General features: G+C 65.6%; 32 protein-coding genes, 1 other RNA gene and 1 pseudogene. 28 read left to right on the top strand and 6 right to left on the bottom strand.

The window, feature by feature from the left end; genetic code table 11:
- Positions 1 to 195: 195 nt before the first annotated feature.
- Complete coding sequence (locus tag DFO63_RS20820) at positions 196 to 516, bottom strand: hypothetical protein (RefSeq protein ID WP_088475873.1); 321 nt, start codon at positions 514 to 516, stop codon at positions 196 to 198.
- A 73-nt stretch (positions 517 to 589) separates the two neighbouring features.
- Here DFO63_RS20820 and DFO63_RS20815 point away from each other — a divergent pair, with 73 nt between their 5' ends.
- From DFO63_RS20815 to DFO63_RS20760, 14 genes are all read left to right on the top strand, one after another.
- Entirely contained in the window at positions 590 to 973 is a 384-nt protein-coding gene (locus DFO63_RS20815; RefSeq protein ID WP_119007773.1) for a helix-turn-helix transcriptional regulator, read from the top strand.
- Between the two features lies 1 nt (position 974).
- Complete coding sequence (locus DFO63_RS20810) at positions 975 to 1433, top strand: hypothetical protein (RefSeq protein ID WP_119007772.1); 459 nt, start codon at positions 975 to 977, stop codon at positions 1431 to 1433.
- 72 nt (positions 1434 to 1505) lie between these two features.
- Positions 1506 to 1997, top strand: coding sequence for a hypothetical protein (locus tag DFO63_RS20805; RefSeq protein ID WP_259337457.1), 492 nt, complete (start codon positions 1506 to 1508; stop codon positions 1995 to 1997).
- Positions 1997 to 2416, top strand: a complete 420-nt coding sequence (locus DFO63_RS20800; protein ID WP_119007770.1) for a helix-turn-helix domain-containing protein — start codon at positions 1997 to 1999, stop codon at positions 2414 to 2416. The genes DFO63_RS20805 and DFO63_RS20800 overlap by 1 nt, the downstream gene beginning before the upstream one ends.
- The gene (locus tag DFO63_RS20795; RefSeq protein WP_119007769.1) at positions 2413 to 2712 is read left to right on the top strand and encodes a hypothetical protein; all 300 of its coding nucleotides are present in this window, start codon (positions 2413 to 2415) and stop codon (positions 2710 to 2712) included. The genes DFO63_RS20800 and DFO63_RS20795 overlap by 4 nt, the downstream gene beginning before the upstream one ends.
- A 256-nt stretch (positions 2713 to 2968) precedes the next feature.
- Complete coding sequence (locus tag DFO63_RS22375; protein WP_259337456.1) at positions 2969 to 3097, top strand: hypothetical protein; 129 nt, start codon at positions 2969 to 2971, stop codon at positions 3095 to 3097.
- Positions 3094 to 3342, top strand: a complete 249-nt coding sequence (locus DFO63_RS20790) for a hypothetical protein (RefSeq protein WP_147416509.1) — start codon at positions 3094 to 3096, stop codon at positions 3340 to 3342. The genes DFO63_RS22375 and DFO63_RS20790 overlap by 4 nt, the downstream gene beginning before the upstream one ends.
- A complete protein-coding gene (locus DFO63_RS20785) occupies positions 3339 to 3602 on the top strand; it encodes a hypothetical protein (protein ID WP_119007767.1) in 264 nt (87 codons plus the stop codon). Before DFO63_RS20790 ends, DFO63_RS20785 begins: the two co-directional genes overlap by 4 nt.
- Entirely contained in the window at positions 3599 to 3757 is a 159-nt protein-coding gene (locus tag DFO63_RS22180; protein WP_154344339.1) for a hypothetical protein, read from the top strand. The genes DFO63_RS20785 and DFO63_RS22180 overlap by 4 nt, the downstream gene beginning before the upstream one ends.
- Positions 3757 to 4659 (top strand): recombination-associated protein RdgC, encoded by a 903-nt coding sequence (locus DFO63_RS20780; RefSeq protein ID WP_119007766.1) that lies wholly within the window; start codon positions 3757 to 3759, stop codon positions 4657 to 4659. Before DFO63_RS22180 ends, DFO63_RS20780 begins: the two co-directional genes overlap by 1 nt.
- Before the next feature lie 7 nt (positions 4660 to 4666).
- Positions 4667 to 4915: a hypothetical protein gene (locus tag DFO63_RS20775; protein WP_119007765.1), complete on the top strand. Its 249-nt coding sequence runs from the start codon at positions 4667 to 4669 to the stop codon at positions 4913 to 4915.
- On the top strand, positions 4912 to 5628 hold the full coding sequence (locus DFO63_RS20770; protein WP_223276820.1) for a hypothetical protein: 717 nt from the start codon (positions 4912 to 4914) through the stop codon (positions 5626 to 5628). The genes DFO63_RS20775 and DFO63_RS20770 overlap by 4 nt, the downstream gene beginning before the upstream one ends.
- A gap of 3 nt (positions 5629 to 5631) precedes the next feature.
- Positions 5632 to 6354, top strand: a complete 723-nt coding sequence (locus tag DFO63_RS20765; protein ID WP_119007764.1) for an HNH endonuclease — start codon at positions 5632 to 5634, stop codon at positions 6352 to 6354.
- Positions 6335 to 6592 (top strand): hypothetical protein, encoded by a 258-nt coding sequence (locus DFO63_RS20760; protein WP_119007763.1) that lies wholly within the window; start codon positions 6335 to 6337, stop codon positions 6590 to 6592. The genes DFO63_RS20765 and DFO63_RS20760 overlap by 20 nt, the downstream gene beginning before the upstream one ends.
- Positions 6593 to 6638: 46 nt before the next feature.
- On the opposite strand, the gene DFO63_RS20755 is transcribed toward DFO63_RS20760, so the two are convergent.
- On the bottom strand, positions 6639 to 7214 hold the full coding sequence (locus DFO63_RS20755; protein ID WP_119007762.1) for a hypothetical protein: 576 nt from the start codon (positions 7212 to 7214) through the stop codon (positions 6639 to 6641).
- 119 nt (positions 7215 to 7333) lie between these two features.
- On the opposite strand from DFO63_RS20755, the gene DFO63_RS20750 reads away from it, so the two are divergent.
- The 13 genes from DFO63_RS20750 to DFO63_RS20690 all read left to right on the top strand — a co-directional run bounded on the left by DFO63_RS20750 (position 7334) and on the right by DFO63_RS20690 (position 14909).
- The gene (locus DFO63_RS20750) at positions 7334 to 7543 is read left to right on the top strand and encodes a hypothetical protein (RefSeq protein WP_259337455.1); all 210 of its coding nucleotides are present in this window, start codon (positions 7334 to 7336) and stop codon (positions 7541 to 7543) included.
- Positions 7530 to 8270: a hypothetical protein gene (locus DFO63_RS20745; protein ID WP_119007761.1), complete on the top strand. Its 741-nt coding sequence runs from the start codon at positions 7530 to 7532 to the stop codon at positions 8268 to 8270. Before DFO63_RS20750 ends, DFO63_RS20745 begins: the two co-directional genes overlap by 14 nt.
- A complete protein-coding gene (locus tag DFO63_RS20740; RefSeq protein ID WP_119007760.1) occupies positions 8263 to 8931 on the top strand; it encodes a hypothetical protein in 669 nt (222 codons plus the stop codon). The genes DFO63_RS20745 and DFO63_RS20740 overlap by 8 nt, the downstream gene beginning before the upstream one ends.
- The gene (locus DFO63_RS20735; protein ID WP_119007759.1) at positions 8928 to 9755 is read left to right on the top strand and encodes a hypothetical protein; all 828 of its coding nucleotides are present in this window, start codon (positions 8928 to 8930) and stop codon (positions 9753 to 9755) included. The genes DFO63_RS20740 and DFO63_RS20735 overlap by 4 nt, the downstream gene beginning before the upstream one ends.
- 4 nt (positions 9756 to 9759) lie before the next feature.
- Positions 9760 to 10044 carry a hypothetical protein gene (locus tag DFO63_RS20730; protein WP_147416507.1) on the top strand — a complete coding sequence of 95 codons (285 nt, stop codon included), beginning with the start codon at positions 9760 to 9762 and terminating at the stop codon, positions 10042 to 10044.
- Positions 10037 to 10597: a hypothetical protein gene (locus DFO63_RS20725; protein WP_147416505.1), complete on the top strand. Its 561-nt coding sequence runs from the start codon at positions 10037 to 10039 to the stop codon at positions 10595 to 10597. Before DFO63_RS20730 ends, DFO63_RS20725 begins: the two co-directional genes overlap by 8 nt.
- Positions 10594 to 10863 carry a hypothetical protein gene (locus DFO63_RS20720; protein ID WP_119007756.1) on the top strand — a complete coding sequence of 90 codons (270 nt, stop codon included), beginning with the start codon at positions 10594 to 10596 and terminating at the stop codon, positions 10861 to 10863. Before DFO63_RS20725 ends, DFO63_RS20720 begins: the two co-directional genes overlap by 4 nt.
- Positions 10856 to 11086 (top strand): helix-turn-helix domain-containing protein, encoded by a 231-nt coding sequence (locus DFO63_RS20715; RefSeq protein WP_119007755.1) that lies wholly within the window; start codon positions 10856 to 10858, stop codon positions 11084 to 11086. Before DFO63_RS20720 ends, DFO63_RS20715 begins: the two co-directional genes overlap by 8 nt.
- Positions 11079 to 11357 (top strand): excisionase, encoded by a 279-nt coding sequence (locus tag DFO63_RS20710; RefSeq protein WP_119007754.1) that lies wholly within the window; start codon positions 11079 to 11081, stop codon positions 11355 to 11357. Before DFO63_RS20715 ends, DFO63_RS20710 begins: the two co-directional genes overlap by 8 nt.
- Positions 11300 to 12463, top strand: coding sequence for a site-specific integrase (locus DFO63_RS20705; RefSeq protein WP_119007753.1), 1164 nt, complete (start codon positions 11300 to 11302; stop codon positions 12461 to 12463). Before DFO63_RS20710 ends, DFO63_RS20705 begins: the two co-directional genes overlap by 58 nt.
- A 39-nt stretch (positions 12464 to 12502) precedes the next feature.
- Positions 12503 to 13075, top strand: a complete 573-nt coding sequence (locus DFO63_RS20700; RefSeq protein ID WP_147416503.1) for a hypothetical protein — start codon at positions 12503 to 12505, stop codon at positions 13073 to 13075.
- A gap of 109 nt (positions 13076 to 13184) precedes the next feature.
- Positions 13185 to 13538: a transfer-messenger RNA gene (gene ssrA, locus DFO63_RS20695) on the top strand.
- A 165-nt stretch (positions 13539 to 13703) separates the two neighbouring features.
- Positions 13704 to 14909: an integrase arm-type DNA-binding domain-containing protein gene (locus tag DFO63_RS20690; protein WP_259337454.1), complete on the top strand. Its 1206-nt coding sequence runs from the start codon at positions 13704 to 13706 to the stop codon at positions 14907 to 14909.
- Between the two features lie 3 nt (positions 14910 to 14912).
- On the opposite strand, the gene DFO63_RS20685 is transcribed toward DFO63_RS20690, so the two are convergent.
- Together DFO63_RS20685 and tmk are read right to left on the bottom strand one after the other, a co-directional pair.
- On the bottom strand, positions 14913 to 15422 hold the full coding sequence (locus tag DFO63_RS20685; protein ID WP_119007750.1) for a hypothetical protein: 510 nt from the start codon (positions 15420 to 15422) through the stop codon (positions 14913 to 14915).
- Between the two features lie 54 nt (positions 15423 to 15476).
- On the bottom strand, positions 15477 to 16151 hold the full coding sequence (tmk, locus tag DFO63_RS20680; protein ID WP_119007749.1) for a dTMP kinase: 675 nt from the start codon (positions 16149 to 16151) through the stop codon (positions 15477 to 15479).
- A 154-nt stretch (positions 16152 to 16305) separates the two neighbouring features.
- Here tmk and DFO63_RS20675 point away from each other — a divergent pair, with 154 nt between their 5' ends.
- Complete coding sequence (locus DFO63_RS20675; protein ID WP_119007748.1) at positions 16306 to 16971, top strand: SOS response-associated peptidase; 666 nt, start codon at positions 16306 to 16308, stop codon at positions 16969 to 16971.
- Positions 16972 to 16978: 7 nt separating this feature from the next.
- Here the strand turns inward: DFO63_RS20675 and DFO63_RS20670 are convergent, their stop codons facing one another.
- Positions 16979 to 17716: a hypothetical protein gene (locus tag DFO63_RS20670; RefSeq protein ID WP_119007747.1), complete on the bottom strand. Its 738-nt coding sequence runs from the start codon at positions 17714 to 17716 to the stop codon at positions 16979 to 16981.
- Positions 17716 to 17896: pseudogene (locus tag DFO63_RS22230) on the bottom strand (hypothetical protein); the annotation flags it as partial. The gene DFO63_RS20670 and the pseudogene DFO63_RS22230, both read right to left, overlap by 1 nt.

Here is a 17896-nt window from a genome sequence, read left to right as displayed (position 1 = left end):
CCTGTTCAAGCGAGGCGATGCTGGCATTGGCTTCTGCAAGCGCCTTCTCGATCAACCCGTTACCAGGCAACTGGTACATCGCGACCTGGGCTTCCAGGTCGCGCACCCTCTGCCGCAGCGCGCGCAGCTCCCTGCGATCCCGGCCGTGGCCGCGATCTTCCCCTTCGCGAGGATTGCTGAGGTGTCGACGGGCCATCAGGCTGTCTCCAGCGGAACGATGCGGCCGGCGTCCACGTCGCCGCTCGGTTCGGCGCGCAGTTCCATAACCGGATCCATAACCGGATCGGCCTGCGCCACCAGTTCGGCTGGGCCGCCCCGCTCCAAGCCTTCGAAGGCATTCAGCGCCTCGATCAGCTGCTGCAGGCTGGCGATCGTCGGGTTCGTGATCTGCCCGTGCGCCAGCTTCGTCAGCCACGAATAGCCGATGTCCGGGTTCTGCCGGGCGATCTCGGCGTACTTCCCTTCATGCGCACGCAGGCGCACCACGGTTTGATGCAAGAGGGTATCGGCGTCCATGCGCCTACATATAGCAAAAGTTTGCTCAGGTGGAAAGCAGTACTTTGCCGAGGCCGATCAATATTCTGCTTACATGAACATTGATTCGAACCTGATCCTCGCCGACAACGTTCGCCGGCTCATGGAGGCAGGCGGCGAAACTCAGGCGAAGGTGGCCAAGCGCGCCGGGCTCTCCCAGCGCAACGTTGGCAACGTCGTCACCTATGGGAAGACCCACGAGACCTCCCCTACTGTCCGCACCGTCGACGGCTTGGCGGCGGCTTTCGGCGTTCCGGCATGGATGTTGTTCATCCAGGATGTCCCTCTAGAAGTCCTGACCGGCCAGCGGCTCAACCAAGTCATCCAGGACTACATCGCGGTCCCGGAGCAGGGCCGCACCAACATTGAGCGTGTGGCAAACGCTGAGGTTCGGTACGCAGGTCTCCCAGCGGGTGGCCTTGCGGCAAAGGCCGGCTGAGTTGGCATTCAGCCCGACGACCGATGTAGAGGCCGGTGAGCTCGTTGAGAGCCTGACCCAGTTTCTCTTCGCGGGCGACCGCACAACTGAAGCAATGCGCGCCGGTATCGAGGAAGCTTTTCGGCGCGCGCGGCGCCAGCACGGATCAGAGATCTATGATCGGCGCGAATGGTGGATTGGTACTGACGATTTCGCTCAGTTCACCGTGGATCGGGGCCAAGCGCCTGCGTTCTCCGTTCCAACGGTCAATGTCATTCGCTATGCAGACCTGAGCATTTGGGAGGCAGCGCTGGCGCGCGAGGCACGCGATAGAGCGCTTGCCTGGCCCTTGCCGTTTGATGCATTGGAGCACGTCGCAGGCTTCACTCCCGAAGCCCTCAACACTGGCTGGATCCTTTACGCCCTCTTGCGGTGCGCCGGCCGTCACGCGGGCCAGATAGTCCTTAAACTATCTTCGTAGCAAACTTTTGCTTGACACGTTAAGTTTTGCGCAATATTTTGCTCACCATCCCAAGCACGGATGGTTGAGCACATGTCTGCACTGTCTTCGTCGCTGTACCTGGCCCTGGGGGTTCTTGGAGCCACCGGCGTCGGCGCCCTCTTCTCCCCATCGTCCCCTTCCACAGACGAACCCGGCCAGACCGTCCGGGCACCAGCAGCGCTGGTGATCACCAGCCCGCGCATCTGCGCGGCGCTGGAGGTCTACACCCTGGCCAACGAGAACGACTGGGGCCTGCGCACGACGATCGCGCAGGCCGTGCTCAACGGCTTCAACGAGGCCGGCCGCGTGCCGGACTGCGCCGCCGGCGTGTCCGCCGCGCTGGCCAAGGACTTCTCCCCCTACCGTTGGCAGCTCGCGCTTGACGCTGTCGACGCCGTTGTCGTCGGTACCTATTCCGTTTCCCCCGACGCCTGCGCCCGGGCCAATACCGTCGTCCCCCTGTCGACGGGTGAAGCCACCTCCCCTGTGGTGGCCCGGGCGCAGTGCGTCATCTATGACCTGGCTTTCCTGGAGGTGCACTGATGGCCTTCACCGAACGCCACTGCCGCATCTGCGGCTGCACCGAGCTGCAGGCCTGCCGCGGCGGCTGCTCCTGGATCGACAAGGATATCTGCAGCAGCTGCGGCGAAGCTGCCAGCCACGCCGCACCTGTGGTGATGGGGCAGCGCCTGCTGATCGCCGGCAAGGCCATCAAGCTGAGCCGCACCGAGACGCTGGTCATGCAGACGCTGATCTCGGCGTCGGACCGCCTGGTCGAGATCGGCACGCTGCATGCCGCGATGTATCCGGACAGCAAGCCACCGTCGCGTGAATCCAACGTCTTGCAGGTGCTGGTGTCGCGCGTGCGCCGCAAGCTCGCAGCCGAAGGATTCCAGCACGCCATCGAGACCATCCGCCTGCGCGGCTACCGCTTCGTGATGCCTCAAGGGGGTGCCGCGTGACCGCCCAGGTCGAATTCACCGCCAACTGCTTCGGCGCCAACCTCGGCCTCACCCGGGACAGCGACAGCTCATGGCGCATGTCGCTCTACACCATCGTCGGGAAGGACAGGAAGCACCGAGGCATTGCCTTCGCATGCGCCCGTCCTGGCCAGATGCCGCACGTGGATCCGTATGATCCCGGCACCGACACCCCGGCCACTCTGTGGCTTGGTTCGGCCTCCTTCGATCTGCCGGCCGCCCTCGCCCCGAAGATCCAGGCATTCCTCATTGAGCATTCCAACGGCGGTGCTGCATGAACGCCGCGGTGGAAGTGCTGGCGGCGAAGCTCGCTGGGCGATGCTCAAACGGCCTCGAGCGGGGACAAGGCACCAACCTGCACGCGATCCCGTCCGCGCAGGTGCGGCGCCATGGCGGATATGTCGAAGCCACCGGCAAGGCGCTATGCGGAGCAGCACCGGGCCGCCGATCCGTGGGCTGGACCGCCTGCGAATCGCATCCGGTGACCTGCCCTCGCTGCCAACGCGCCCTGGCGCGTGGCAAAGGCGGTGCCGCATGAAGGCGGAAGACATCATCGCCGAGGCCACGGCAGTGCTGTTCCGGCGGGTGCTGGCCATTGGTGGCACGGCCGGCTTCTTGGTGGGCGTGGCAGTAGGGTTCGGATCCCGGGCGGTGCTGTCATGAACCTGGTGACCATGAACGTCGACGCGGAGATCGACCTCGATGACCTGGTCGGGAACCTGGGGCCTCTCAGCAGGGACTACCTGGCCCGCCTCCTGAAGGTTGAAGGCGAAGCCGCGCGCGCGCCAGATGGCCGTAGCTTCGAACAGATCATCGAAGCTGCGTTCTATGAGACGCGGGCAATGCCCTCAGTACCGCGGGCACTGGCCGACCTCTGCTGGGTGGTGCACGGGAGGGCCATGTCATGACGGCGGACCTGCACCTGCTGGGCCACGGCCTCGACGCGATCCTGCAGCACGACCTGGACCGCATGCCGCCGGCGATCACCCCCGCAGCGCGCGTGCAGCGCTACCAGCGCGCGGTCTCCATCGCACCGCCGGACCAGTGGCGCGCGCTGCGGATCCGCTTCGGCACGATCTTCCAGATCGCCTGGAGCGCGGGGATGAAGCCCGACCTGGCCACCTGGGCGCGGAAGTTCCAGCGCATCGCCGAGGCCTGCCGTCCATGAGGCTCTTCCACGTCCACATCCCGGGCGTGGCTGGACCGCACAGCGTCATCGCAGAAGCCGAGCAGGCCGCGATCGACGACGCGCTCTACACCCTGGGCCTTTCCGAGCTGCCCGAAGGCAGCAGCGTCACCTCTGAACAGACCGGAGACACCTGATGTTCTTCCGCAACGTCACGATGTTCACCTACCCGCAGCTGCAGATGTTCGACTGGCAGGACGGCCTGAAGGCGAGCGCTCTGAAGCCGGTAGGCCCCCTGGAAATGTGCTCCGCCGGCTTCATTTCGCCGTTCGGCCGCGAAGAGAAAGAGCTGCTATCGCACGAGATCGGCCACTGCATGTGGATGGCCATCGGCGCCGAAGAGAAGATCCTGCCGCCGGCCGTGGTGAGCAACCTGCTCGAGCTCAAGCTGCAGGAGATCGAAGAACGAGAGGGGCGCCGCCCCGGCGGCCGCGAGCGGAAACGCATCAAGGACGATCTGCTGCACGAGCTGCTGCCTCGGGCCTTCGTCCGCCCGACCCGCACGGATCTCTACCTGGACCACCAGCGCGGCGTGGTCTTCGTCGACACCAGCAGCCGCAAGACCGGCGAGAACGCCATGAGCCAGCTGCGCAACGTGGTCGGCAGCTTCCCCGCTCTGCCCTTGAACGCAGAGGTCTCGCCGCGGGCGATCCTTACCGGCTGGGTCGCCGGCGAGCCCCTGCCCGAAGGCCTCAGCCTGGGCGAGGAATGCGAACTGCGCGACCCGGTCGAAGGCGGCGCCATCGTTCGCTGCCAGCACCACGAACTGCGCTGCGACGAGGTCGACCTGCACCTGGAGACCGGCAAGCAGGTCACGAAGCTCGCCCTGGTGCTGGACGACCACCTCTCCTTCGTCCTCGGTGACGACCTGATCGTCCGAAAGCTCCGCTTCCTGGACGGCGCCGTGGAGCAGCTGCAGCACGGGGATGAAGACGGCCGGCGCGCCGAGTTCGATGCCCGCTTCGCCCTGCAGATCGGCGAAGTCGGCCGGCTCTACGACCTGGTCCGCGAGCGCTTCCGCCTCACCACCTACGCATGAGGTCCACATGAATCCGCATCTTTTCGGCACTGGCCGCTTTTCCCTCGACGTCCTCCTGCCTGCCCTGCTGGCCCACCAGCCGAGGCGCGCTGCGCGCGCTCTCGCTGTCCGTCGCATGCCGCCACGCCACCGCACAACCTGGGCGCCGGCCGGTGGTGGCCACGCCGAGCGCGCGCGCCGCGTGCGCCAGATCCAAGCCGGCACCTTGACCACTGCCGGCGGCCTGGTCCCGACCTACAGGGACGAGCAGCCGTGAGCCGCGTACGCGCCTTCATCTGCGCCCTGTTCGGCTGCGCGCGTGACTGGCCGGATATGGAATCGTGCGGCCGCTGCGGCAGCTACCTGGATCTGCAGGCGCCGCCGCGCACCATGGGCCGCCGCGTACTGGATCGGCTGGCCACCGCACTGATCCAGCGCGGCACCCGCACCCCCTACTTCCACCTGGCCAACGCCGACGGCACGCCGTACATGGATCGCTTCTGGCTGCTGCGCATCGGCCGCGCCGGCGTCGATGACCGTGGCCAGCCGCGGCCTTGGCTGGCTCTGCGCCTGCACCACATCCGCAGCAGCGACCTCGGCGGCGTCTTCCATGATCACCCCTGGTCGTTCTTCAGCCTGATCCTGCGCGGTGGGTACTTCGAGCACCGCCCCTTCGACGGACCGCTGCCGGCGGTACCGGACGCGGTGCCGTCGGCGATCGCAGAGGAACCGTATTCGTCGACCTGGTACGGCGCTGGCCAGCTGCTGTTCCGGCGTGCCGAGGGCTGGCATCGGATCGCCCTTCCCGAGGACCTGCAGGCTGAAGGCACCTGGACCCTGGTGCTGACCCTGCCGCCGCGCGCTGGCAGCTGGGGCTTCCGCGTCCGCGGCCAGAAACTCGAACACCGCGAGTACTTCCGGAAGGAAGCCGTTCGGCAGCGCGCGCGGCAGCAGATCCAGGGGCCGAAGCGCCCGGACTGGATCCGATGAGCCATGACGCGCAAGTCACACCCCAACGCACGACGGCCCTGGACGGCCGACGAGGACGAAACGCTGCGGATCAACTGGCCACGGTTCCCCGCCTTCCTGATCGCGCATGTCCTCCAGCGGCCCAAGGCCGCGGTGTACCGACGGGCAGCGGTGCTGGGCCTGCAGAAGGCCGAGGACTTCTACACCCAGCCGCTGGCCGCGCTCTGGAACGGGACCCAGGAACCGGGATCGATCGCATCACGGATCAAGCCCGGGGCTACGCCGGCGAACAAGGGGATGCGCCGACCTGGCTGGTATGCAGGCCGGATGCGAGAAACCCAGTTCAAGAAGGGGCGGCCGGCCAGCGAGGCAAGCAACTACGTGCCGATCGGGACGGAGAAGGTGGATCCGAAGCGCAAGGTGCTGATGCGCAAGGTCACAGACGACCCGGCCCTGTTCCCAGTCAATCGCTGGCGCCCGGTGCACGTGATGGTCTGGGAGGCAGCAAACGGCCCGGTACCGGAAGGTCACATCGTGGTGTTCCGGCCAGGCCTGAAGACGCTGGTCGCCGCAGAGATCACTGCTGATCGCCTCGAGACCGTGACCCTCGCCGAGAACATGCGGCGCAACAGCTACCACAACCGGTACCCGCCGGAACTGAAAGAACTTGTCCACCTGAAGGCGCGAATCACCCGCCGGGTCAGGAGGCGAACCAAGGAGCAACAAGATGAAGAACAAGGTCAGTGACGTCCGCGATCACCTGGTCGCCATGCTTGAACGCCTGGGCGACGACGATCTGAGTGCCGAACAGATGGGCCAGGTCATCGAGCGCGCCAAGGCCTCGACCATTGTGGCCACTACCTACATCGGCGCAGTGAAGGTCGAGCTCGATGCAATCCGGTTAGCGCACGAAACCGGGAACCTGACGGCGGCGGTTGCCGAGCCCCAGCAGCTCCCCACTTTGCCGGCTGGCCAGAGGCGCTGACATGAGCATCAGCCCCGCGTCGTCCAACAGCACTCGCAAGCGCTGCTCAGCGAGGAATTCCAGTAACGCTGAGCGTGTGGTCCCAGAAGATCTCCGCATCCCGCAGTACGTTCAACAGCGTCTGAGTGTAGGTCCCGCCGTCCGTGGAGATTTCCGCCGTGGATGTCATCAGGATGCTCGGCGACGAACCGGGCTCAACGTAGAAATTGAAGAAGACGGGGACGTCGAGGTCCAAGCCAGCAAAGCCCTTGTTCTTGAGATTCAGATGCTTGCCTGCCAGGCAAATTGCCCCGCAAGTCCGCATGGCATCGTTCAAACAAACCCATTTCTGGACCTTATCTACAGTCGAAAGGTCCGCCCCCACCGCAGCCGAAGCGCTCGCAACGAGCCCGTCTTTTTCCAGCTGGTAGTGCAGCCATTCCACCATGTGCCAGGCCGTTGCAATGGCGTTGGCGGAAGCAAAAAGGAAGGCTCGCGGCTCATGCCTCGGGCCGGTCTTGAGCACGCCTGGTCGGTCGCGGTCCTGGTCTCGAACTATCGTCGCTTCCCAAGCCAGCTTGGCACGCATGTCCCAGATGGACTTGAGGCCGAGCGTCCATCCACGCTCCAGGTGGGTCGTCATTCTGTTCGTTGCCTTGGGCTGCCCCTACCGCGCCAGCATGCTCACGCCCTGTTCGTGGCGCAAGGCCTGGGCAAAACCTACTTGGATCGCCCTTCCGTCCGGCATGAGGTCGAGGGCGCATGACCGGCACCCATCGCCCACAGCCGCTCACAAAGAAGTCGCAGGTGTTCGAGGTGCTGCGCGCCGGCGGCCGCATCGTCGCTGGCCACCGGCCCGGCCTATTGCAGCTGCTCGGCCCCGACGACAGCTCGATACCCGCTTGGCAAACCGCCCTGAAGGCCGCCCAGGCCTCGTCCGCACGGTCCGGAGATACCCATGAACCGCAGTGACGTCCTCCCCCGCTTCCTCGCCGATACTGCCAGCCACGACCTTCGGATCGTGGTCGACGATGGCGTGCATCGGCACCTGCAGTTCCGTCGCCCCGGAACCTATTGCTACGGCTTCGACATCGTCACCTGGCCCGGGCACCTGGCGATCTCCGGCGACATGGGCGCGGCCGTCTTCAGCCGCCTGCATGACATGTTCGAGTTCTTCCGCGCCAAGCCCGCGGAGCACGAAAAGGCCGGCGGCCTGTTCGTGAACGATGGCTACTGGGCCGAGAAGTGCGTGGCCAACGACGGCGCGAAGCAGGAATTCAGCGCGCGCCTGTTCCGTGACCTGGTGACGCGCCTGTTCAAGGACTACGTCGAGGAACGCGTGGACCCAGACGAGCTGGCGGATCCGGACACGTCGGCGCCGGAATGGGTGGCCCGGCTGTGGCAGGAGCTCGAGCGCGAAGTTCTGAACGACTCGGAAGACCACGATGCCCTGAGCAACGCGATCAGCGCCATGTCGGACTTCGAGCCGCAGGACCCCGACTACAGCGACTTCCGGATCACCGACGCCTGGGAATACGCATCGTCCCTGCAGCAGTACACGTTCCATTTCATCTGGCGCCTGTACGCGATCGCCCGCACGATTCGTGCCTACGATGACGCTGCCGGCGCTGCCGGGCCAACCGGCCTGCCCGATGACATTGCCGCGCCGGCGCCGCTCAGGGTGGCCGCCCATGCGTGAGCATCCCATCCTGTTCAACGGCGCCATGGTGCGCGCGATCCTGGCAGGCCAGAAGACTCAGACACGGCGCGCGATCAAGGGCATCCCTTGGCGTCCTGGCTGCAATCCAGACTTCAGCCAGGCCCGCGCCTTCTCCAATGCCGGCGAGTTCCGCATCGCCGGCAGCCAGGAAATGACGACGGGCTTCCGGTGCCCGTTCGGGCAGCCAGGGGATCGGCTGTGGGTCAGGGAAACATGGCGACCGCAGACCGTGCACAGCTGCGCGATGGATACCTGCGACTGCGACAGCGTCGGCGTGACCTTCGCGGCTGACGGGGAATGGGTGCTGCACACCTGGTCTCAGGCTCCCGTGCCGGACAGCTGGTATCTGCCCGACGCTGCAGCTCGCGGCAATCTGCCATCGATCCACATGCCCCGCTGGGCCTGCCGCCTGATGTTGGAGATCACCGATGTGCGCGTGGAGCGGCTGCAGGCCATCCGCCCAGCCGATGCCCTTGCCGAGGGCGCCATGGCGTGGGCCGGCGAGCAGGACACCCCCGTTCGCGACCTGGACACCGGGGACGAGCGCATCGCCTTCAGCGCGCTGTGGGACAGCACCGGCGGCGACTGGAACAGCAATCCCTGGGTGTGGGTCATCACCTTCAAGAGGATCGAAGCATGAACGACGTCAACAACGCCTGCTCCTGCCCGAGCGGCGACGGCACGCTGCACGGACCGATTGACCACTGGCAGGAGCGTGCATTGCGCGCTGAGGCTGAACTGGCCGCCCGCCAGCCGGTGGGGGACCATCTTGCGCAAGACCGCAAAATGGTCAGCCAGCCGGCGGCATCAAATCAGCTGTCCGGAAATTCCGGAGAACTGGACGCTGATGGCGCCCGCCAGCCGGTGGGGCATGTACCCGCTGGGTTCGTCCTGGTTCCCAAGCAGTTCGGCATCCCGGCCGAAGCGTGGGATGCGGCCGCATTCGCGTTCGGCGGCCCTTCCACTGGCGAAGATCAGCCGTTCCTGGACTGCACTGCATGGATTGGCGAAATCACTGGCGATGATGGCGAAAAGGCGCATGGGCTGCATATCTCGTGCGACGAATGCCCAGAGGAAGGAAGCATCACGCTGGCCGAGTTCGCCGCTCCGCCCGCGCAGGCCGTGGGCCTGTCCTGCTCGCTCGATGCCGACCCGGCAGGTATCCGCGCCCGCGTGTGCGACGTGATCACCGGCACGCTGATGGTCGGCGCGCAGGGCCACACGCCGCCACCGGCTGGGCACTGGGCGGAGCCGTTCTGGCAGGCAGCGAGTGCTGATGCGGCCGTGCAGGCCGTGGACCTGGGGCAGTTCCAGGAAGTCGTGTCGGCGGTGAACACCCGCCTACAGAGCGTAATCGGCGACAACATGATGCCTTGGAGTGAACGCGACAAGGCATCGAAGGAACAGGCTGCGCTGTACCCGCTGCTGGCGCTGATCGACAGCCAGGCGGTGTGCAATGGCTGAGCACATGACCGTGGTCGCCCATGGGGCAAAGGCCGCTCAGAATTTCGACCCCGACCCGCCGCGTTGCATGACCTGTGTCTATTTCCGCCGCGAGCCCCACACCCTTCACCGGTTTGTCTCCCGGCCGAATCGTCGGGGCAACATGGTTACGCGCAAGGTGCCGCTGCGAAAGGATCCCATCCTGAACCCCATCGTGGACCGCTGCAGCTTCGGGAACTTCCTGACCAAGCCGCATGGCATCTGCGACGTGTGGCGGAGCCGCACAGGGGAGGTCATCGACCATGGCTGACCCCGCAGCGCGCGATCGCGCCACCGACCACAACATCCACCCAGATCTGGCCATGGAATTACGCGCGATTGCGGCGGTACCCATGGATCTCCGCCGGCCGGCGCTGCGACGCCTGGCCGCGCGGATCGGCACCCGCGCTATGGCCGACCTGTTCGGCGAGTTCATTGGCCTGGCCAACCAGGTCGCCCGCAACGCCCGCCAGCAGGCCGAGGACCTGCTGGTGCTGCAGGGTCACGTGTGGCCGCACGAGGCCGAGCGCGTGAACATGCCCTGCATCCTGGGCGCGCTCAACGGCATTGTGCTGGCCGCCGGCGTCGACCCTGGCCCGCTCTGCGGGGGCTGTGCGTTCCGCGCCGGCACCGTGGCCAACCAGTGCCTCCCGACCACGGAGGACGCGGACTACTGCTCTACCCCGGGCGAACGCCCCTTCCTCTGCCACGAAGCCGTCGACGAGCACGGCAACGCCATCAGCGCCTGCCGCGGCTTCGCCCAGCGGCGCGCCGCCTTGAATGCTGCCGAGCGCAGCGCCGAACACCAGGAGCCCGACGCATGAATTCTTCTGACCGCCTGCCCGTGCGCTACCACGTGCACCTGGACGTCGCCGGCGCACTGTCGAACATGACCGACCAGGATCTGGACGGGCTCTTTCAACGCAATCCGCCAGGAGAGCCGGTAACTGCAGCGGAAGCCCGGCGGGTGCTGGCCGACCACCTGGCCAGTGGCCGCAAGGTCATCCCGCTCGCTCCCTGTGAGGGCTTCGACTACACCGGCACCGGATGCCCGGGCCACGTCACAGCGGACGAGGTAGACCATGGCTGACGCAGGCATTGCCGTCGGCACAGCCACCCGGATCCTGCAGCTGCTGCAGGAGGGGCCGGGCCTGGCCGGGGAGCTGGCCGCCGAACTGCAGTTGCCTTCGAACCGGGTCAGCAGCTACCTGCACCAGTTGGCCAAGACCGGCCGCGTGCGGCGCGCGCCTTTCCACGGCCCCGACGAGCGGCCGTCGGTCCTCTGGAGCCTGCAGGCGGTGTCCCATGAGTAGCCACGCCCCCTCAGCGCGAGGATTGTCGAGGGGCGCATCCCCCGCGAATCTGCGCCCGGTCCGGTTCGTCACGCTCAAACAGTTCGAGACGCTGACCGGCTACACGGTCGACGCGGTCAACTCGAAGATCAAGCGGGGCGACTGGCTGGAGGGTGCCGTGTTCATCAAGGCGCCGGATGGAAGAAACCTGATCGACCTGGAGGGGTACGAAGAGTGGGTAATGCACGGCAAAGCGGCGTCAGGCCAGCTACACAGAGCAGCATCGCAATAGACTTCTACTATCGGGGCAAGCGTTGCCGTGAGCGGATCAAGCTCGCCCCGACCGCTCGTAACCTGCGCTACTGCGAGAATCTGCTGGGGCAGATCAAGGTCGAGATCGAGAAAGGCACCTTCGACTATGCCACCCACTTCCCCGGCAGCAAGCGCGCGGTACAGGTGGCGGAGAAGCCAGCGGCCCTCGACACCCTGGAGCAGGTGCTGACACGGTGGCTGGCACAGAAGGAGCCTGAGCTCGAGCACAGCAGCCTAATTGGCTACCGGCGCATCGTCGAGAACATCCTGGTGCCGCGCTGCGGGTCGATCGCGCTGCGTGACTTCGACCGTATCGCGCTGAAGGAGCTGGTGGCCACGTTTGACGAGTCGACGTCGGCCAAGCGCATCAACAACGTCCTGGGCCCGCTCCGCGGCGCCCTGGACGAGGCGGTGGCCGACGACTTGATCCCAAGCAATCCCCTCGATGGATTCAGGGTGAAGCGGCGCGCCAAGGCCAACGCACGCGAAGAGGTCGACCCCTTCACGCCGGAGGAAGTCCACGCGATCCTGGCCGCCTGCCGCGAGGACCAAGTCCGCAACTATTGCCAGTTCAACTTCGCCACGGGCCTGCGCACCTCGGAAATGATCGGTCTCTGCTGGTCGGACATCGATTGGCGCAAGGGCACGGTCAAGATCCGACGCGCCTGGGTCATGGGCAAGATGAAGGCCCCCAAGACCGAGTCCGGCGTGCGCGAAGTGCAGCTGCTGCAGCCAGCGATCGAGGCCCTGAAGGCCCAGCGCGCCCATACCGCCACCGCCGGCGAGTTCGTCTTCCACGACCCCAGGACGAACGCACGGTGGGGGTCGGATCAGAGCATCCGCGCCGGCGAATGGCAGCGCGCGCTGCGCAAGGCTGGCGTCCGGTACCGGTACCCGTATCAGATGCGCCACACCTTCGCGTCCCAGGCGCTCAGCGCGGGCGAAAACGTCATGTGGGTGGCGAGGCAGATGGGGCATCGCGACTGGACGATCACTGCCAAGAAGTACGGCCGGTGGATCCCCTCAATGGTCCCTGACGCCGGCGCCAAGGCCGCTGCAGTGTGGATGCCGAAGTCTGCCGTCTAGTGGGCTATGCTGACGTACCTGAACGACTGGAGCCTGGGAATGGACGACGATTCGACAGGCGCACGGACCGCCCCTGCCACGCCTCCGCCGGCGGGGGGCGATGACGATCTGCTTTTCATCCGCACTCCTGAAGAGTTCACTTCCGCGTTCTTGGCAGGCTGGATCGTGGACGCTCGCAGCGGCGGCTTAGTTCGCGGGCGGCTTCACGAAGAAGGGCACGTGCCAATGATTCAGCACACTGGTCCGCTCGGCGCCTTCGAGTACATGGGAGTGATGGAAGGTGGTGAGTACATCCTCAGCACGGATGCGACCGCTACGCATTTTGATCGTTTGGTCGAGATCAACAACGATAAGACTCCCTGTGACACCCCCTTGCCCGACGCACCTCCGGGCCGGGTGATAGACGTGTCGGCCGAACCGCACGACAAAGTGCTGCTTATCGATCGACAATTCATCATCAATCGCGTGTCCACCCGTAGATATCTAGCCGAATTGGTCGCATTGAATGCCCCGCACAGCTACTTTCGCGGCCAATTCTTCCAAGATGACGTGATCGACTACCTGAACACCCACCCCGAGCTCGGGGACGGACCGCCGGCCAGTGCCGGCTGACCACGTGACTGTTCAGGAAGATTGCCGTAACATTCGCATCGTTAGGCGGGTTCTTGGTCAACATTTGGTCAACCAGGGGCCTGAAAGCCTTGCAATACTTGAAGAAACCGGGGGTGCATTGGTTTCGACGGGGGTTGTGAAGTCGCCTGGCGCATGCCGAGGGGGTAGCTTTCCTCGTAAATCCAGCTGCAAAACTCTAGTTGCCAACGACGACAACTACGCTCTGGCCGCTTAAGGCCTAAGCCTCGAAACCGCTTGTGTCCATGCTCGCGGTGTAGAGTCACTATCATGGAATCGCGCTGGGTGGCTGCCTGTCAGTCCGGCACTAGAACACAACAGGCTGGTTCCCGGATGCGCTTTGCGCACCGTGCTGTTCGGGGACGAGATCCAACGGTGAGCTAAGCATGTAGTGCTGGGGATGGAGTGCCTTCGGACGGCGGTTCAATTCCGCCCACCTCCACCAACGAACGGTTCGTCAAGGACCGGAGAAGCCCGGAAACCCCCGCATCACAAGGGTTTCCGGGCTTTTTTATTGTCCGCAGCAGACCGGGGCAATCCGTTTCAATCCATGAGACGGTGGGGGTATATCAAGGGGTATCCGACCGCACCCACTGAAGCGATACCCCCAATGCCTCTGACCGACGCAGCCATCAGGCGCGCCAAGCCCAGCGACAAGCCGCAGAAGATCACCGACGGTGGCGGCCTGTACCTCTATCTCACCCCGACCGGCGCGCGCAGCTGGCGCTGGAAGTACCGCATCGCCGGCAAGGAGAAGCTGCTGTCGATCGGCCTGTACCCGGATGTCTCCTTGGCGCGCGCGCGCGAGGCCCGCGACGAAGCCCGCCGGCTGCTGGCCCGAGGCGTCGATCCGGGCGCGCAGAAGAAGGCCGCTGCCCTCGCCCATTCCGCCCTCGGCTCGGACAGCTTCGAGACCATCGCCAATGAGTGGCTGGCCGCGCGCCCCTGGGTGCCCAGCTATGCGGAGAAGGTCGAGGCCTGGATGAAGAACGACGTGTTCCCGTGGATCGGGTCTCGCTCTGTCGCCGACCTTTCCGCGCCGGACTTCCTCCGTGTGGCCCGGCGCATCGAGGAGCGCGGCGCGATCGAGTCTGCGCACCGGATCATGCAGAACTGCGGCCAGATCATGCGGTACGCCGTGGCCACTGGCCGGGCGGAGCGAAACCCTGTTGCCGACCTGAAGGGAGCGCTCGCGCCGCCGAAGGAAGCCCACCACGCAGCGATTACCGACCCCGTGCAGCTGGGTGGCCTGCTGCGCTCCATCGAGGCATACAGCGGATCTGCCATCACCCGGGCGGCGCTGCGGCTGGCGCCGCTGGTGTTCCTGCGTCCTGGAGAACTGCGGCATGCGGAATGGGAGGAATTCGACCTCGACGCGGCCGTGTGGACCATCCCCGCCAGCAAGATGAAGATGCGTGCTGCACACCTGGTGCCGCTCTCCAAACAGGCGCTGCAGATCTTGGAGGACATCAAGCCGATCACCGGCCGGCACAAGTGGGTGTTCTCTGGCGCCCGCGATCCGAAACGCCCGATGTCGGAGAACGCCGTAACCGCAGCGCTGCGCAACATGGGTTACGACCGCACGATGATGACCGGCCACGGCTTCCGCGCGACCGCTCGCACCATTCTGGACGAGGTCCTGCACTTCCGCCCGGACATCATCGAGCACCAGCTGGCGCACGCGGTTAAGGATCCCAACGGGCGGGCCTACAACCGCACATCTCACCTGCAGGAGCGCGTGCGGATGATGCAGGTCTGGGCGGATTATCTCGATGGCCTGCGCGATGGCAACGTGGTGAAGCTGCGGGCCGGATGACGCCTACACGCCCCGCCGCATCTGCTGCAGCCCTGCCCTCACCCACGCCTTCCGGGCGTCCCTCGGGCGGGGCTTGGTCGCCGGCATCGGCTTGGAGGGCTCCAACGCTTCCTTGACCCGCGCTGTGGCGAGCGCGGTCGCCTCGGCCAGGCGCCGGGCCTGATCCTGCTGCTCGCGGGTCGGTGGCAGCCCGGGCAGCGGTTCGAGCGGTTCGGCTGGTGTGGTGTCCAGCAGCCGGGCCACAGCCGCGCGCAGGCGCATCTCCGGGTAGAGCCGGACTGCGCACCACCGCTCGGCGTAGCGCTTGCCCTGGGCGATGCTGGCGGCCGGGACTTCCTTGATCTGCCACATCTTCCGGGCATCCAGACGCACGCGCACAGCGCCATCCTTGCCGCATCTGATGTTGGCGATCTGTCGACCACTCCACCACAGCACCCAGATATCACCCATCTGGACCCAGCCGGTGGGGATCGGGGCGGTGCGGAAGCCTTGGTAGCCGTGCGAAGGAAGCATGGCCGGAAGGATACGGCCGCGCGTCGCAGATCCTGCGATTGAATCCTGACTTAGTTAAGCCAGGTGCCCCTCCATGAGGGCGCCCAATTTCTCGACGTTCTCCACTGACGGATCCCCCAGGTTCTGAGCGAACTGTCGGATCACCATCACATAGGAGGCGTCCAAAACCTCTGATTCAGGCTGGGAGGCGTCGATCACACACTTCGTGCGCTCGGACATGTCCAGGAAAATCTTCCGGCACAGAGCCAGATTCTCCTCGTTCTCGAAGTGGTTCGGCCTATCCCCACGTGCACGGATACGTTCCAGGCCAGTGGCTGGCTCAACGTCGAGAAGAAGCATCAGGTGGGGCCGGGGCGCGAAGTCGTTGGCCTTCGACAGGTCCTCAACCGGCAGCCCGGCGGCACCCTGGTAGGCGACCATCGACGGAAAATAGCGGTCGAGAATCACCACCTCTCCACGCTGCAGAGCCGGTTCGATGAACTGCTCCACGTGATCACGGCGATCCGCCAGCAGGTACTCGACCTCCTGCTCCGGGCTCAGGCGACCCGATTCAGCTGACTGACGAAGCTTGGTGCCCCAGGGCCCGTTGGTTGGCTCTTTACTGGTCGAAACGGCCACGCCATGGGCGCGAAGCCGCTCGGTCAGGCCTTTGGCCAAGGTCGACTTGCCGGCCCCATCGATTCCCTCGATGGCAACCAGCAGGCCACCGGGGATGGTGATGCTCGTCATGCGGGGTAGTGTATCCAATTGCCCCGGCACCGCCAGAGGGGGACGGGATGCTAACGCGGACGAGCGTCACAGGGCCAGTCTTGACAGCAGTCCGGCTATGCTCCGGCGCGGACCTACACGCCCCGGGCACGCCCTGCAGGACTACCCTCCGGCCATGTGCGGCCGATTCGTCCAGCTCCCCGTGATCGACTTCGGCCAGCCGGGGCTGGCTGACCTTGCCCCCGGCCTGGCCGAGATCCAGCCCAGCTACAATCTGGCGCCGACACAGCGCGCCTCGGTGATCCTGGACCGCGGCGAAGGTCGGCTGGTCACCCGGCTGGCGTGGGGCCTACTGCCGTTCTGGGCCAAGGCCAAGGGCCTGCAGGGCTCGACCATCAATGCCCGAATCGAGACGGTGGCCACCAAGCCGGCCTTCCGGTCGGCGTTCAAGAAGCGCCGGTGCGTGATCCCCATGGCCGGCTACTACGAGTGGTCGGTCAGCCCCGAGGACGGAAAGAAAGACCCCTGGTTCATCCACGCCACCGGGCCGCTGCTGGCCGCCGGCCTGTGGGAGGACACCAGCCCACTGCTGCCCGACGGCAACCTGGGCACCTTCACCATCATCACCGGCGACAGCAGCGGCGTATCGGCCGACATTCACGACCGCATGCCCGTCTGGTTGCAAGCCGGTCAGCTCGATGAGTGGATGGCGGCCAGCCCGAACGACGCCATGGCCATGCTGCTGGCCAGTGAGCCACCGGCGATGGAGGCCTACCGGGTCAGCCGCGCGGTGAACACGCCGCGGAACAACCGCGAGGATCTGCTGCTGCAGGTCGCATAGTCCCACATCATCCGAACCCCAGCGGCACCTCGGTTAGGTCCACGATGAAGATCGTGGCGTTCTGCGGCCCCATCGTCACGCCGCCTACCGGGAACGTGTTCGACGTAAGGGTCTGCTGGGAAACGACCTGCTTCGAGATGAAGATCCGGTTGTCGCTGGTCATGTGGAAGTAGTCAGCATTCATCGTGCAGCGATCCTGCGCCACGGATGAGTAGTAGAACCGCGGCGACGGGATTGCGATGCCGATCTTGGTGCCCGGGAAGAACTGCCCGATCTCCACAGGCGGGCCTGCCACAGACGGGAGGGCCACCACCTGCAGCACGCGCAGGCCCTTTCGCCGGGAGTCGTAGAAGACCGTCCCATCTTCACCGCGCATCCGCAGCCCCACCGGACCGGAGGCTGCACGCTCAGCGGCACTGAACGTGTAGTACTCCAGCGACTTGTTCGGAGCTGACCTCGACGCGTAGGCGAAGCACGTCACGCCGCTTTGCACCAGGCTGAAACCGGTATTCACCGACACCGAGTCATTCACATATCGGCAGACGTGCAGGTTGGACGTGCCGTTGGTGCTGGCCAGGAATCCGCGATCTGGCCAAGAGGCGAATGGCGGCGAACCGCCGGTGGCTCCACCTGCAAAAGACCCGGAGTCGAGCGTCCCCGACTTGGCCAACTGCAGGTTTCGATACCCGATACCGATCTGGATCTGCCCGGTGCCCTGATTCCGTATGCGCAGCCCGACGGCCATCAGCTGAATACCCCATAGTGAAGCGTGATGCCGCCGACCGTGTTCGTCGTCGGCTGGCTCGGGAACATCTCCATCCTGACGTGGTAGTTCACCACGTCAGGGTCCCAGCTCCAGTTGATGCTGTTCCCCGAGATGGTCACCGAAGGGACCAGCATCCCGTACACAGATCGTTGCCCCTCG

It is taken from the genome of Stenotrophomonas sp. AG209 (assembly GCF_003550055.1).
GTDB lineage: Bacteria > Pseudomonadota > Gammaproteobacteria > Xanthomonadales > Xanthomonadaceae > Stenotrophomonas.
The sequence above is the reverse complement of the archived record's forward strand: the minus strand, read 5'-3'. Positions and strand labels throughout refer to the sequence as shown.

Bases quoted from the DNA above. Each gene is read 5' to 3' on its own strand.
- DFO63_RS20820 (WP_088475873.1), bottom strand. From the start codon at position 516: ATGGACGCCGATACCCTCTTGCATCAAACCGTGGTGCGCCTGCGTGCG.
- DFO63_RS20815 (WP_119007773.1), top strand. From the start codon at position 590: ATGAACATTGATTCGAACCTGATCCTCGCCGACAACGTTCGCCGGCTC.
- DFO63_RS20805 (WP_259337457.1), top strand. From the start codon at position 1,506: ATGTCTGCACTGTCTTCGTCGCTGTACCTGGCCCTGGGGGTTCTTGGA.
- DFO63_RS20800 (WP_119007770.1), top strand. From the start codon at position 1,997: ATGGCCTTCACCGAACGCCACTGCCGCATCTGCGGCTGCACCGAGCTG.
- DFO63_RS22375 (WP_259337456.1), top strand. From the start codon at position 2,969: ATGAAGGCGGAAGACATCATCGCCGAGGCCACGGCAGTGCTGTTCCGG.
- DFO63_RS20790 (WP_147416509.1), top strand. From the start codon at position 3,094: ATGAACCTGGTGACCATGAACGTCGACGCGGAGATCGACCTCGATGAC.
- DFO63_RS20785 (WP_119007767.1), top strand. From the start codon at position 3,339: ATGACGGCGGACCTGCACCTGCTGGGCCACGGCCTCGACGCGATCCTG.
- DFO63_RS22180 (WP_154344339.1), top strand. From the start codon at position 3,599: ATGAGGCTCTTCCACGTCCACATCCCGGGCGTGGCTGGACCGCACAGC.
- DFO63_RS20780 (WP_119007766.1), top strand. From the start codon at position 3,757: ATGTTCTTCCGCAACGTCACGATGTTCACCTACCCGCAGCTGCAGATG.
- DFO63_RS20775 (WP_119007765.1), top strand. From the start codon at position 4,667: ATGAATCCGCATCTTTTCGGCACTGGCCGCTTTTCCCTCGACGTCCTC.
- DFO63_RS20765 (WP_119007764.1), top strand. From the start codon at position 5,632: ATGACGCGCAAGTCACACCCCAACGCACGACGGCCCTGGACGGCCGAC.
- DFO63_RS20760 (WP_119007763.1), top strand. From the start codon at position 6,335: ATGAAGAACAAGGTCAGTGACGTCCGCGATCACCTGGTCGCCATGCTT.
- DFO63_RS20755 (WP_119007762.1), bottom strand. From the start codon at position 7,214: ATGACGACCCACCTGGAGCGTGGATGGACGCTCGGCCTCAAGTCCATC.
- DFO63_RS20750 (WP_259337455.1), top strand. From the start codon at position 7,334: ATGACCGGCACCCATCGCCCACAGCCGCTCACAAAGAAGTCGCAGGTG.
- DFO63_RS20745 (WP_119007761.1), top strand. From the start codon at position 7,530: ATGAACCGCAGTGACGTCCTCCCCCGCTTCCTCGCCGATACTGCCAGC.
- DFO63_RS20740 (WP_119007760.1), top strand. From the start codon at position 8,263: ATGCGTGAGCATCCCATCCTGTTCAACGGCGCCATGGTGCGCGCGATC.
- DFO63_RS20735 (WP_119007759.1), top strand. From the start codon at position 8,928: ATGAACGACGTCAACAACGCCTGCTCCTGCCCGAGCGGCGACGGCACG.
- DFO63_RS20730 (WP_147416507.1), top strand. From the start codon at position 9,760: ATGACCGTGGTCGCCCATGGGGCAAAGGCCGCTCAGAATTTCGACCCC.
- DFO63_RS20725 (WP_147416505.1), top strand. From the start codon at position 10,037: ATGGCTGACCCCGCAGCGCGCGATCGCGCCACCGACCACAACATCCAC.
- DFO63_RS20720 (WP_119007756.1), top strand. From the start codon at position 10,594: ATGAATTCTTCTGACCGCCTGCCCGTGCGCTACCACGTGCACCTGGAC.
- DFO63_RS20715 (WP_119007755.1), top strand. From the start codon at position 10,856: ATGGCTGACGCAGGCATTGCCGTCGGCACAGCCACCCGGATCCTGCAG.
- DFO63_RS20710 (WP_119007754.1), top strand. From the start codon at position 11,079: ATGAGTAGCCACGCCCCCTCAGCGCGAGGATTGTCGAGGGGCGCATCC.
- DFO63_RS20700 (WP_147416503.1), top strand. From the start codon at position 12,503: ATGGACGACGATTCGACAGGCGCACGGACCGCCCCTGCCACGCCTCCG.
- DFO63_RS20690 (WP_259337454.1), top strand. From the start codon at position 13,704: ATGCCTCTGACCGACGCAGCCATCAGGCGCGCCAAGCCCAGCGACAAG.
- DFO63_RS20685 (WP_119007750.1), bottom strand. From the start codon at position 15,422: ATGCTTCCTTCGCACGGCTACCAAGGCTTCCGCACCGCCCCGATCCCC.
- tmk (WP_119007749.1), bottom strand. From the start codon at position 16,151: ATGACGAGCATCACCATCCCCGGTGGCCTGCTGGTTGCCATCGAGGGA.
- DFO63_RS20675 (WP_119007748.1), top strand. From the start codon at position 16,306: ATGTGCGGCCGATTCGTCCAGCTCCCCGTGATCGACTTCGGCCAGCCG.
- DFO63_RS20670 (WP_119007747.1), bottom strand. From the start codon at position 17,716: ATGGCCGTCGGGCTGCGCATACGGAATCAGGGCACCGGGCAGATCCAG.